11 protein-coding genes are annotated in these 12,069 nt (G+C 70.7%); 6 read left to right on the forward strand and 5 right to left on the reverse strand.

Annotated features, from left to right (window positions below):
* The first annotated feature begins 119 nt into the window (after nucleotides 1-119).
* Nucleotides 120-794 carry a class I SAM-dependent methyltransferase gene (locus GRC12_RS34580; RefSeq protein ID WP_208783843.1) on the forward strand — a complete coding sequence of 225 codons (675 nt, stop codon included), beginning with the start codon at nucleotides 120-122 and terminating at the stop codon, nucleotides 792-794.
* On the opposite strand, the gene kstD is transcribed toward GRC12_RS34580, so the two are convergent.
* Both kstD and GRC12_RS34590 read right to left on the reverse strand, forming a co-directional pair.
* Nucleotides 791-2,575 carry a 3-oxosteroid 1-dehydrogenase gene (kstD, locus tag GRC12_RS34585; protein WP_208783844.1) on the reverse strand — a complete coding sequence of 595 codons (1,785 nt, stop codon included), beginning with the start codon at nucleotides 2,573-2,575 and terminating at the stop codon, nucleotides 791-793. The two genes, GRC12_RS34580 and kstD, sit on opposite strands and share 4 nt — an antisense overlap.
* A gap of 62 nt (nucleotides 2,576-2,637) precedes the next feature.
* Nucleotides 2,638-3,159: a DUF6817 domain-containing protein gene (locus tag GRC12_RS34590; RefSeq protein ID WP_208783852.1), complete on the reverse strand. Its 522-nt coding sequence runs from the start codon at nucleotides 3,157-3,159 to the stop codon at nucleotides 2,638-2,640.
* Nucleotides 3,160-3,356: 197 nt separating this feature from the next.
* Between GRC12_RS34590 and GRC12_RS34595 the strand changes: the two genes are divergently transcribed.
* Nucleotides 3,357-4,262: a LysR family transcriptional regulator gene (locus GRC12_RS34595; protein WP_208783845.1), complete on the forward strand. Its 906-nt coding sequence runs from the start codon at nucleotides 3,357-3,359 to the stop codon at nucleotides 4,260-4,262.
* Here GRC12_RS34595 and GRC12_RS34600 read toward each other — a convergent pair.
* On the reverse strand, nucleotides 4,189-4,686 hold the full coding sequence (locus tag GRC12_RS34600; protein ID WP_208783846.1) for an ATP-binding protein: 498 nt from the start codon (nucleotides 4,684-4,686) through the stop codon (nucleotides 4,189-4,191). The genes GRC12_RS34595 and GRC12_RS34600 overlap by 74 nt on opposite strands.
* A gap of 115 nt (nucleotides 4,687-4,801) precedes the next feature.
* Between GRC12_RS34600 and GRC12_RS34605 the strand changes: the two genes are divergently transcribed.
* The 4 genes from GRC12_RS34605 to GRC12_RS34620 all read left to right on the forward strand — a co-directional run bounded on the left by GRC12_RS34605 (nucleotide 4,802) and on the right by GRC12_RS34620 (nucleotide 7,420).
* Entirely contained in the window at nucleotides 4,802-5,656 is an 855-nt protein-coding gene (locus GRC12_RS34605) for a helix-turn-helix domain-containing protein (protein ID WP_308286706.1), read from the forward strand.
* Nucleotides 5,653-5,838 carry a DUF397 domain-containing protein gene (locus GRC12_RS34610; protein ID WP_208783847.1) on the forward strand — a complete coding sequence of 62 codons (186 nt, stop codon included), beginning with the start codon at nucleotides 5,653-5,655 and terminating at the stop codon, nucleotides 5,836-5,838. Before GRC12_RS34605 ends, GRC12_RS34610 begins: the two co-directional genes overlap by 4 nt.
* 103 nt (nucleotides 5,839-5,941) lie before the next feature.
* Complete coding sequence (locus tag GRC12_RS34615) at nucleotides 5,942-6,562, forward strand: TetR/AcrR family transcriptional regulator (protein ID WP_208783854.1); 621 nt, start codon at nucleotides 5,942-5,944, stop codon at nucleotides 6,560-6,562.
* A gap of 21 nt (nucleotides 6,563-6,583) precedes the next feature.
* Nucleotides 6,584-7,420: a YceI family protein gene (locus GRC12_RS34620; protein WP_208783848.1), complete on the forward strand. Its 837-nt coding sequence runs from the start codon at nucleotides 6,584-6,586 to the stop codon at nucleotides 7,418-7,420.
* Between the two features lie 78 nt (nucleotides 7,421-7,498).
* Here the strand turns inward: GRC12_RS34620 and GRC12_RS34625 are convergent, their stop codons facing one another.
* Together GRC12_RS34625 and GRC12_RS34630 are read right to left on the reverse strand one after the other, a co-directional pair.
* The gene (locus GRC12_RS34625) at nucleotides 7,499-9,817 is read right to left on the reverse strand and encodes an MFS transporter (RefSeq protein WP_244374235.1); all 2,319 of its coding nucleotides are present in this window, start codon (nucleotides 9,815-9,817) and stop codon (nucleotides 7,499-7,501) included.
* Between the two features lie 151 nt (nucleotides 9,818-9,968).
* A complete protein-coding gene (locus tag GRC12_RS34630) occupies nucleotides 9,969-11,885 on the reverse strand; it encodes an AMP-dependent synthetase/ligase (protein ID WP_208783850.1) in 1,917 nt (638 codons plus the stop codon).
* Nucleotides 11,886-12,069: the final 184 nt, after the last annotated feature.

Below are 12,069 nucleotides of genomic sequence, written 5' to 3' on the forward strand. Positions count from 1 at the left end.
GGGGCCTACTGGCGTGGCGCCGTTCGCGGTGGTGGTGCTGGGGGCCGCCGGGACAGTGGCCGTGGTGTGGCGGGGCGGAGCCCGGTCGGTTGTCAGTGGCGGTCGCTACGGTTTCGACCATGACCTACTCCGAGACCGAGACCGGGTTCCTGACCGAGACGCGGGTGTTCTACGACGCCATCGCCGAGGACTACGCCGTCCTGTTCCAGGAGGAGCTGAAGGGCCGGCCGCTGGAGCGGGCGATACTCGACGTCTTCGCCGACCTGGTGGAGGGCGAGGGGCCGGTGGCCGACCTGGGGTGCGGTCCCGGCCGCACGACCGCGCGTCTCGCCGCCCTGGGGCTGGACATCTACGGCCTCGATCTGTCGGAGTCGATGCTGGCGATCGCCCGCCGGGAGAATCCGGGTCTGCGGTTCGAGCAGGGCTCGATGCTGGACCTTGACCTTCCCGACGGGTCGCTGGCGGGCGCGCTGTCCTGGTACTCGTCCATCCACACCCCTGTGGACCGGCTGCCCGCCCTCTTCGCCGAGTTCCACAGGGTGCTGGCACCCGGCGGACCGCTGCTGGTCGCCTTTCAGGCGGGCGACAAGCACCGCCACCACGACCGCCCCTTCGGTCACGACGTGTCGCTGACCTTCCAGCGCCGCCAACCGGACGTCATGGCCGGACTGTTGACGGACGCCGGCTTCGCACTCCATTCCCGGACGGTTCGCGAGGCCGACGAGAGCCTCGGCGAGACGTCCCCGCAGGCCTTCCTCATAGCCCGCAAACCGGCCGCGACCACCACCCCCTAGAGCGCTCCGGCGATGTCCAGAGCCGCGATGTAGCCGAACGTCATCGCGGGACCGATGGTCGACCCGGCGCCCGCGTAGCTGTGCCCCATCACGGCGGCGCTGGCGTTCCCGGCGGCGTACAGACCGCGGATGACGGAGCCGTCGGCCCGCAGGACCCGCGCCCGCGCGTCCGTCACCAGACCGCCCTTGGTGCCGAGGTCGCCCGGGACGATGCGGAAGGCGTAGTACGGCGGCAGCCAGAGCGGGGCGAGGCAGGAGTTCGGGAGGACGGACGGGTCGGTGTAGTAGTGGTCGTACGCGCTGTCTCCGCGCCCGAAGTCCGGGTCGGTCCCTTTCAGGGCGAGGGAGTTGAAGCGGTCGACGGTGGCGCGCAGCGCGGCGGCCGGGACGCCGACGGAGGAAGCCAGGGCGTCGAGGGTCCATGCCTTGTGGGCGGCGCCGGAGCTGTACCAGTTGTCGGGGAAGGTGAAGGTCGGGAGGACGTCCTTGAACAGGTACCGGTTGCGGTAGTTCTGGTCGACGATCAGCCAGGCCGGGATGTCCGGGTCAGTGGGATTGCGCCGGTACATGGTGTGGACGACGTCGCTGTAGGGGGCGGCTTCGTTGACGAACCGCGCGCCCGCCGCGTTGATGAGCAGGCCGCCGGGGAGGGTGCGTTCGGCGAGGCAGAAGTACGGCTGGTCGGGCAGCGGGATGGCCGGTCCCCACCAGGCGTCCTCCATCAGCCCGAGCGCGCCGCCCACCTGCTGCCCGGCCCGGATCCCGTCCCCGGTGTTCTCCTTCGCGCCGACGGTCCAGTCGGTCCCGATGGGCTGCTGCTGGTACTGGGCCCGCATGGAGGCGTTGTGCTCGAACCCGCCGGAGCCGACGACGACGGCACGGCGGGCGCGTACGAGCCCGGAGGTGCCGTTCTTCGTCACGACCGCGCCGGTGACGGCACCACCCTCGACGTACAGGCTGGTCAGCGGGGTGCTGAGCCACACCGGCACCCCGGCGTCCATGAGCCCCTTGCGCAACGCGGCGGCGAGCGACTGCCCCATGGTCAGCGGCTTCTGTCCGAGCAGCGCCGCCTTGGTGCCGCGGGCCAGGCACTCGGTGGCGACCGCGGCGCCCTTGACGCTCACGGCGGCGAGGGCGAGCCACTTGTAGTCGGCGCTGAAGACGACCATGCCCGCGGGGACCTGCATGTACGGCGGGTTGAGATGGGCGAGTTCGGCGCCGAGGAGGTTGCCGTCGAACTGGTCGGGTTCGATGGAGCGGCCGTTCGGGAGGCCGCCGGGCAGCTCGGGGTAGTAGTCGCTGTAGCCCTCCATCCACCGGAACCGCAGCGGGCTGTTGGCCATGACGAAGGAGATCATGTCGGGGCCGTGGGCGAGGAAGGCCTGCTGCCGCGCCGCGGGGACGTCCGATCCGACCACGGCGGCGAGATAGGCGGCGGCCTTGGCGGGGGTGTCCGGGACGCCGGCGGCGAGGATCACGGAGTTGTTGGGGATCCACACCCCGGCTCCGGAACGGGCCGCCGACCCGCCGAAGGTGGCCGCCTTCTCCACGACCACAGCACCGAGCCCCTGCTTGGCCGCGGTCAGGGCGGCGGTCATCCCGGCGGCACCGGAACCGATGACGACGACGTCGTACGTGCCGAGCACGGGCAGATCGGCGGCACCGGCACCGCGGGCGCCCGCCGCGAGGGCGAGCCCCGCGCCGGCCGTCGTACCGAGCACCTGTCTACGGGTGGGTCGGGGTCGGGCTGTTCGTCTCGCACGGTCCGCGCTTGTGGACATGTCGGTCCCTTCTACCGGATGAGGACAAGGGGACCGGAATGTGGCGCGGGGGTCTTGGGAAGTCAAGAGCCGTGCCGGCCGGGGCCGAGCACGGTGAGGCAGTCCTGCCAGGCACGTTGGGTCAGCAGGGGCTGGAAGCGACTGAAGAGGGCGAGGAGTTCGGGACCCCACTGGGTGCGGAAGTCGCGGTTGCGGTGGGCGAGGTCGAGTTCGTTGGCGGCGGTGAGTTCCGCGAAGTCCCGGCGGAGGTGGTTCGCGAGGGCATGGGTCCGGCCGGTGAACCGGTCGTGGAAGAGGCCGCCCGGGGTCGCGAGATCGGGGTAGGTGGCCCTGCGGTCGCAGCTCGCGTAGAGATGGACGATCTCCTCGGCTTCCGGCCCGATCACGGAGGCGAGTTCGCCCCGCCGGTCCAGCGACAGCAGCGCTGTCGGGAATCCGTCGGTGCCGTAGGCGGCGTGACAGAGGCCGGCCAGCTGGAGCGCGGGCCGCGCACCCCAGCCGGCGAGCCGCTCGCGCACCCGGTCGAGATGGGCGAGGAGCGTGCCGCCGGGGTGCGGCTGACGGTCGGCGCCGAGGTCCCGCATCAGGGCGGTGGCTCGGTGCTGGGGGGTGAGGACGGTCGGGGGCACGGTGAAGTCCCTTCGGCGTATGGGTCGGCACCCGCTCCGGCGCCTGGAGCGGGTTGCCGCCCTTGGGGGCCCTCAGAGGATCGTCGTACCGCGCCCTCCGCACAGTCAATCCTTGGGATTTCTGCCCAACTCCAAGTGTTAGCTTGGGGGTTGTGACCCTCGACGACCTGCGTGTGTTCGTGGCGGTGTGCCGGGCCGGAAGCCTCAGTTCGGTCGCGCGCGATCTGGGCTGCACCCAGTCGGCGGTCAGCCAGCACGTCAAGCGGCTTGAGCGGGAGACCGGCGTGGCGCTTCTGGAACGGCAGCCGCGCGGGGTCGTCCCGACGCAGGCCGGCCGGGTGCTGGAGGCCGCGGCGGCCGAGGGGATCTCCGGACTCGACCTCGCCGTACGGCAGTTGCGGGACATGGTCGAGGGCGAGAGCGGGTACGTCCGCGTCGCGACGGGCGCGACGACCGTACGGCACTTCATGTCGGACGCGGTGGTTCGCTTCCGGCGCCGCTATCCGAGGGTCAACGTCGAGTTCCGTACGGTCAGTTCGGGCCGCGGCAGTTTCGACGCGCTGGCCGACGGCACGCTGGACCTGGCGTGGATCACCCTCGGTCCGCCGGTCCGGGGGATCGAGCAGCGGGCGGTCGTCGAACTGCCGTGGGTGCTGGCGGTGAGGGACGACGACGTGTGGGCCGGACGTCCGTCTCTGGACGCGGCCGAGCTGAACGACATACGCCTGATCCGCCTCCCCCCGAACTCGGCGTCGGCCGCGCATCTGGAGTCGGCCTGCGCGGAGTTGGGGATCGGCTTCGGTTACGACACGAGTGTCGCGGACTGGGACACGGCACTGCTGCTGGCCGAGTTGGGGGTGGGCCGGGCGCTGGTACCCGCGCTGCCGGGGCTCGCGGTGCCCGGCGACGGGACCTTGCGACTCATCCCGGTCCCGGCCCTGCGCCCCCTTGCCGTCGGATGGGCCGTACGGCGCTGGGACGCGCTCAGCCCTCCGGCGCGGGCGTTCGCGGACACGGTCGTCGAGAGCCGACGGCGGGGGTCGACTTCGGCTCCTTGAGGGGCAGTTCGGCCCAGACGGTCTTGCCGACGGCACGTTGGGTAACACCCCAGGCGGCGGCGAGAAGCGTCACGAGGACGAGCCCGCGGCCTCCTTCGCCGTCCCGGTCGGCGGCAAACCGCAGCTGCCGGTCTCCGCGGGCGTCACTCACCTCGATACGCAGAGTGTCCTCCGAGAGCCGGAGCAAGAGCCTCAGCTCGAAGTCCCGCCCGGGCACGCGGCCGTGGGTGACGGCGTTGGCGGCGAGCTCCGCGACGACGTGCTGAGCGGTGTCGTTCAGGTCGCTGTCGTGCGGGAATCCCCAGGTGTGCAGTTGCTGCGCGGTGAGGTGCCGGGCGAGGCGTGCGCCTCGGGGCGTCGAGCTGAGGCGCTGGGTCAGTTCGGCGGTCGGGGTGCTTGCGGGGGTGGAGATTTCGGCGTTCACGTGACTGAGAGTGCTGGGTTGTCTCTACCCTGACCAGGAGCAACGTGGCGACTGTGAGTAGCTGTACGGCTGCGTTCGGTGCGGAGTACGGGTCGTCGGGCGGGAGGGTGGAGCTGTGGAAGAGCGGAGGCCGGAGACACCGGCGGAGGCCGAGGGGACGACGGGCTTGTTCACGGCCCTGGGCAAGATGCTCAGGCTGCTGCGGGAGCGGAGGGGGTTGACGCAGAAGGAGTTCGGCGAGCTGGTGTCGTACGGGCCGGACCAGATCTCGGCGATGGAAAGGGGCGTACGGACACCCCAGCCGGACTTCCTGGAGAAGGCGGACGAGTTGCTGGACGCGGGCGGCTTGTTGAAGGAGGTGATCCCGGACGTCAAGGAGGCGATGGCGAAGGCGCGGACCAGGCATCCGGAGTGGTATCGGGGGTACGCTGCGCTGGAGGCCGAGGCTACGGCGCTGCATGTCTACAGCAACCAACTGGTACCGGGGCTGCTCCAGACCGAGGAGTACGCCCGGGCAGTGTTCTCGCAATGGCGTCCCCTTCTGAGCGAGGAGACCATCGAGAAGAGGGTGGCCGACCGTATGGCCCGACAGCGGATCCTCGAGCTGTGGCCATCGCCGACGTTCAGCTTCGTCCTCGACGAGAGCGTTCTGCTGCGGCCCGTCGGCGGTCCTGAGGTGAGCGCGGCCCAGTTGGAGAACCTGCTGCTCATCGGGAACATGCGGACCGTCGCGCTCCAGGTGATGCCGATGTACCGCGAGGAACAGCCCAGCATGGATGGGCCGTTCAACCTCCTGACGGTCAAGAAGGGGGAGCAGGTAGCGTACGTGGAGATCCACACGTACCCACGACTGATCACCGACGCGGAAGAAGTTCGCGTCCTGAACGAGCGCTACGGACTCCTCAGAGCACACGCCCTCAGGCCCAACGAGTCACTGGACCTGATCGAGAGACTGCGGGGACGACTATGAACGCTGACGAACTCACCTGGTTCAAGAGCAGCTACAGCAGCGGTGGGGGCGGCGAATGCCTCGAAGTCGCCCTCACCCCCGCCACCGTCCACATCCGCGACTCCAAGCACCACCCCGAAGACGGCCACCACCTCACCGTCTCCCCCACCGCTTGGGCCGCCTTCCTCACGTCCACGAAGTAAACCGGCGCGTACGAAACTGTTTCGTTTTGCAGTCGCACAGGGTAGCCTCGAAGGGGTAAGAATACGTACGAAACCGTATCGTTCACCTGGGGCGGTGAGGGAAGTGACCGAGGTCGCGACGTCGCGGCGCAGTCGGTTCACGGCCGAGCGCGAGAGCGAGTTGTACGAGACCGTGCTGGAGCTGCTCGGCGAGGTCGGATACGACGGACTGACCATGGACGCCGTCGCCACCCGCACCCGGACCAGCAAGGCGACGCTCTACCGCCAGTGGGGCGGCAAGGTCGAGCTGGTCGTCGAGGCGATGCGGCACAAGAGGCCCGGCGTCGTCGCCGACGTGGACACGGGATCACTGCGAGAGGACTTCGACGTCCTGCTCGACCGCGCGGCCGAGGACACCATGGAGGAGACGTCGTCGCTCATGCGCGGCCTCGCCGTGGCGATGCACCGGAATCCGGACCTGGGACGGGTGTTCCGGGAACGGATCCTCGACGTGGAGCTGGACGCCTTCCAGCGCGTGCTGCGGCGCGCCGTCGACCGCGGCGAGATCCACGCCGACACCCCCGCCCTGGACCACGCGGCCCACATGCTCCTCGGCGCCCTGGTCGCCCGCGGACTGCTGGAGGACCTGCCCCCGACCCGCGCCTTCCTGCGGGCGTACGTCGACGCCGTGGTCCTCCCCGTCCTCACCGCGCCTCCCCCGTCCCGGAACAGCGTCACCGCCTGAGCACTTCGAGAGGCAGCGTTCATGACCAGCACCCACACAGGCGGCCTGCGGGCCCGGATCCGTACCAAGGACGGCTGGGCCGTCCCGCACGCCGTGCTGACCGTCACCGACATGGCCGGGCAGCAGGCGGTCCGCCAGGAGGCCACCGCGGAGGGGCTCGTCGTCACCGACGCCCTCGCGCCCGGCACGTACACCGTGATCGTCACCGCCGTCGGCTACGCCCCCGTCGCCTCCACCGCCATCGTGACCGCCGCCGGCGGCGCCGACCTCGGCTCGCTCGTACTGGCCCGGGCCGGTGGCGTGGAGCTTCCGCCGCCCGGGCCGTGGACCATCGACCCCGCCCACTCCAGCGTCAGCGCGGTGGCCCAGCATCTCGGGCTGACCAGTGTCCACGGGCGGTTCAAGGAGTTCGGGGGGCGGATCGAGGTCGCGGAGAACCCGCTCGCGTCGAGCGTGGAGGCGGTCATCGAGGGTGCCTCGATCGACACCGGCAACGGAATGCGCGACGGCCATCTGCGCTCCGCCGACTTCCTCGACGTGGACACCCACCCGAAGATCACCTACCGCAGTACGGGCATCACCCCGGCCGGCGAGGCCCGTTGGACCGTGCACGGCGAGCTCTCCCTGCGGGGCGTGGCCCGGCCAGTCGATCTGGACCTGTCGTACCTGGGCACCGGCCCGGACCCCTGGGGCGGGCTGCGGGCGTCCTTCCGTGCCACCACCGAGCTGCGGCGCGAGGACTTCGCCATGAACTACAACCAGGTCGTCCAAGCGGGCGTCGCCGCCATCGGCGCCACCCTGCGCGTGGAACTCGACATCCAGGCCGTGCAGGGTGAGCGACTGCCGTCCCTGGGCTGAGCATCAGGACCGCGTACGACAGCGTCCGCCGCCCGGGACTCCGGGTGGCGGACGCTGCCGCATGGGGGTCGATGGGTCCTAGGACTCCTTGTGGCCCAGCAGGATGTCGACGCCTTCGTGGCTGCCGTCCAGCGTGACCTGGGTCGCCACCGGCGGGTAGCCGCTGGCGATCACCGTGTACTGCTCGCTGGAGAGGTCCGTGAAGGCGTAGCTGCCGTCGACGCTCGTGGTGCGGGTTCCGACGACGTTGCCGGCGGCGTCGATCAGCGTGACCCGGGCGTCGTCGAGCGCCCGTCCGTCGGGCGTGTGCACCGTGCCGCGCAGGGTCGCCGCGACGGTCAGCTGGACGTCGCAGCGGGCGGTCTCGGTGGTGACGGTGGCGGGTACGGCGGCCGGGCGGTGGCCGGGGGCGCTGACGCTCAGCGTGTAGTCGCCGGGCAGCAGGTCGCCGATCCGGTAGCCGCCCTCCATGCCGGTCGTCGTGGACCCGGTCACGTCACCGTGCTGGTCGGTCGCGACCACCAGCGCGCCGGGCAGGACCTCCCCATCGCCGCCGCGCACGGTGCCGGTCAGTCCGCCGGGGCTCGGCAGGATCACCAGGTCGTGGGAGACGGGGGCGCCGTTCAGGGTCAGCGTGACGACCTGCGGCTGGTAGCCGGGCGCCGAGCCGATCAGGACGAGGCTGCCGTGCTCGGCGGTCTCCACGGCGTACGTGCCGTCGGGGCCGGAGACGGCTCGGGCCAGCTGGCGGCCGGAGTTGTCGAGCAGGGTGATGGCGGTGCTGGGCACGGGCGCGCCCGTACCGTCGCGCACCTGTCCCCGGACGGCGGCCGCGGTCGCGGCGGGGAGCACGGCCGTGGTGGCCTTCGCGGCGGCGGCAGGCGTCTGCGGGACCGTGGCCTCGACGGGCGTCCCGGCCTCCTCCGCAGGCTCGCTCGTCCTCTTCTTCGCGCGGAACAGCAGCGCCGTGACGATCACGGCGAAGGCGAAGAAGCCGGCCGACCACCAGTAGGCGACCTCGTAGCTGTGCAGCGCCGCGTTCGCCTTGACCAGCGGGTCGCTCAGGTGGTCCTTGGCGTAGTTGGTGGCGGCGGTGGCGGCGAGCGTGTTCAGCAGCGCGGTGCTGATCGAACCGCCCACCTGCTGGGTGGTGTTGACGGCCGCCGAGGCCACGCCCTGGTCGCTCGCCTGCACGCCGAGGGTGGCGTAGCTCATCGCGACGGGCATCGACATGCCGAGTCCGGCACCGAGCAGCAGCAGCGGCCCCAGCACGTCCGAGGCGTATCCGCTGTGCAGGCCGAGGCGGGTCAGCCAGATCATGCCGCCCACGGCGAGGAGCATGCCGACCGGTACGACGATCTTGGGGCCGATTTTCGGCACCAGCACGTTGGTGGACAGCTGCGCCATCACCATCAGCGCGGCCACCATCGGCAGGAAGGCCACACCGTTCTTGACCGGTGAATAGCCCAGCGTCGACTGGAGGTAGTACGTCAGGAAGAGGAAGACGCCGAACATGCCGGCGGAGGAGATGAGCACGGTCGACAGGGCGGCCGCGCGGTCGCGGTCGGCCAGGACGCGCAGCGGCAGTACGGGGTGTGCGGCCCGGGTCTGCCAGAGGAAGAACGCGACCAGCAGGACCCCGCCCGCGACGAGGAAGCCCCAGGTCATCCAGTTGTCCCAGTCGTGCGTCTCCGCGTTGGCGAAGCCGTAGACGACGCCGAACAGGCCGCCGGAGACCAGGAGGGCACCGAGGAGGTCCAGCTTGGGCCGCTCGGCCGGGACGGAACGACTGATGAAGACGATCGCGCCGATCAGCGCGGGAACGGCGATGACGTCGTTGACGTACAGCGTCCAGCGCCAGTCGAGGTACTCGGTGAGCAGACCGCCGAGGACCAGGCCGACGGCCGCGCCGGAACCGGCGATGGCGCCGAATATGCCGAACGCCCTGGCGCGTTCCTTGGCCTCGGTGAAGGTGGTGGTCAGCAGGGAGAGCGCCGCCGGGGCGAGCAGGGCGCCGAACAGGCCCTGCACCGCGCGGGCGATCACCAGCATCGTGAAGCCGTTCGCCGCGCCGCCGAGCGCGGAGGCGGCGGCGAATCCGACGATGCCGACGACGAAGGTGGTCTTGCGGCCGAAGAGGTCGGCGAGGCGGCCACCGAGGAGCAGCAGGCTGCCGAAGGCCAGCGAGTAGGCGGTGACGATCCACTGCCGGCCGTTGTTGTCGAAGCCCAGGTCCTGCTGGGCGGAGGGCAGTGCGATGTTCACGATCGTGGCGTCGAGCACGACCATGAGCTGGGCGAGACCGATCACGGCCAGCGCCCACCAGCGGTGTTTGGACGGAGCTTGGGTCTGGCCGGAGGGCCCGGCCTGGACGGTGGCGACCGGGATGGCTTCCAAGGTGGTACTCCCCTCAGGGGGCTAGTTGCTCAGCACATCGGTCCGAAACTGTTTCGTACAGCAAACCATGCCAACGTATGCCACCCGGGCAACGAAACGCAAACGTTTCGTTAGCTTCACACGGACTGTGGGGCGGGTCACACGCGGCCGTTCACCGCGCGTACAGGCCCTCGACCTCCGCCTCGAAGTCCCGCAGCACGACCTCCCGGCGGAGCTTCATCGACGGGGTCAGATGCCCTTCCGCCTCGGTGAAGTCGCGGGGCAGCACGGCGAACCGCCGGATCGACTCGGGCCGCGACACCAGCTTGTTCGCCTCGTCCACCGCCCGCTGCAGGATCTCTCTCAACTCCTCGTCGTCGACCAGGAGTTCCGGCGGGACCGGGTGCTTGCCGTTCATCCGGCGCCAGTGGCTGAGGCCGTCCATGTCGAGGGTGATGAGCGCCGCGATGTAGGGACGGCGGTCGCCGACGACCATCACCTGGGAGATCAGCGGGTGTTGGCGCAGCCAGTTCTCCAGCGGGGCCGGGGCCATGTTCTTGCCGCCCGCGGTGATCAGGATCTCCTTCTTGCGGCCGGTGATGGTCAGATAGCCCTCCTCGTCCAGACGGCCGATGTCCCCGGTGGGGAACCAGCCTTCGGTCTGCGAGGGGATCACGCCACCGCCGTGCGGGTCCCAGTAGCCGCGGAAGATCTGACCGCCGCTGAGCAGGATCTCGCCGTCGGCCGCGATCCGCACCCTGGTCCCGGGCAGTGGCCAACCCACCGTGTCCAGACGGGGTTTGAGCGGTGGGGTGACGGTCGCGGCGCCGGTCGACTCGGTGAGGCCGTAGCCCTCGTAGATCTCCAGGCCCGCGCCCGCGTAGAAGGCGGCCAGACGGCGGCCGAGCGGGGAACCGCCGGAGATGATGTGCCGGATCCTGCCGCCCATGGCGTTGCGTATACGGCGGTAGACCAGCGGGTCGTAGAAGGTGCGGGCCGCCTTCAGGGCCGTGCTCGGGCCCGAGCCCGTGCCGGCGTGGCGGGCCTCCGTCGCCTCGGCGTGGCGGACGGCGACGTTGACGGCGCGGTCGAAGACGGAGACCCGGCCGCCGCTCTCCGCCTTGGCGCGCGCGTTGTTGAAGACCTTCTCCAGCATGTAGGGAATGACCAGCAGGAAGGTCGGGCGGAAGGCGGCCAGGTCGGCGAGTAGATCCTCGGCCTGCAGGCTCGGGGCGTGGCCGAGGCGGACCCGGGCGCGGACGCAGGCGATCGCCACCATGCGGCCGAAGACGTGCGACATGGGCAGGAAGAGCAGAGTGGAGGGGTCGTCCGCCTTCGACTTGAAGATCGGGTAGAGCAGCTCGATCGCGTTGTCGACCTCGGAGAGGAAGTTGCCGTGGGTGAGGACGCAGCCCTTGGGACGGCCGGTGGTGCCCGAGGTGTAGACGACCGTGGCGAGCGTGTCGGGGACGAGCATGCCGCGCCGCACGCCGACCTCCTGGTCGGGGACGGGCTGCCCGAGTTCGGCGAGCCGGTCGAGGTGGCCCTTCTCGACGATCCACATGTGCCGCAGGTCCGGCAGCTGGTTCAACTCCGGGCCGAGGGCCGCCGCCTGCCCCGCGTTCTCCGTGACGAGGGCCACCGCGCCGGAGTCCTGGAGGATCCAGCGGGTCTGGAAGACCGAGGAGGTCGGGTAGATGGGGACGGTCACCAGGCCCGCGGCCCAGGCCGCGAAGTCCAGGAGCGTCCACTCGTAGATCGTCCGCGCCATCACGGCGATCCGGTCGCCGGGGACCAGCCCCTCCGAGATCAGCCCCTTGGCCAGGCCCAGTACCTGCCGCGCGAACTCCGCCGCGGTGACGTCCGCCCAACCGCCGTCCTCCGCGCGGCGGCTGAGGACACGGGCGTCGGGCGCCGCGTCCGCGTTTTCGAACGGCAGGTCGGCGAGCGAGCCGTGGGTGGGCGGCGGCACGAGCGGGGGCACCGACGTCTCGCGCACCTCGCCGTCCAGCCGGCGGATCTCCGGCTCGACGAGCTGGGGCACGCCGTCGTAGTCGGACGCGGCGGGGTAAGGCACGGACACGGACATGGCAGCTCTCCTGGGGCGTGCAGCTCGGTACCGCTCTGCAGTGGTACGTGCGGTGCGTACCGAGTTGTTCACCGGCGGTGCGTGGCCGGGATGTTACCGCGGGTTACAGCAGAAAGGATACGTCTCGGCCATGGCGAGTTCGTGATGATCCGGAAATGTTCCGGGGCAGAACGCTCCGCCGGGG

The sequence above is a fragment of the Streptomyces griseorubiginosus genome, assembly GCF_017614965.1.
In the GTDB taxonomy this organism is placed as follows: Bacteria; Actinomycetota; Actinomycetes; order Streptomycetales; family Streptomycetaceae; genus Streptomyces; species Streptomyces griseorubiginosus_B.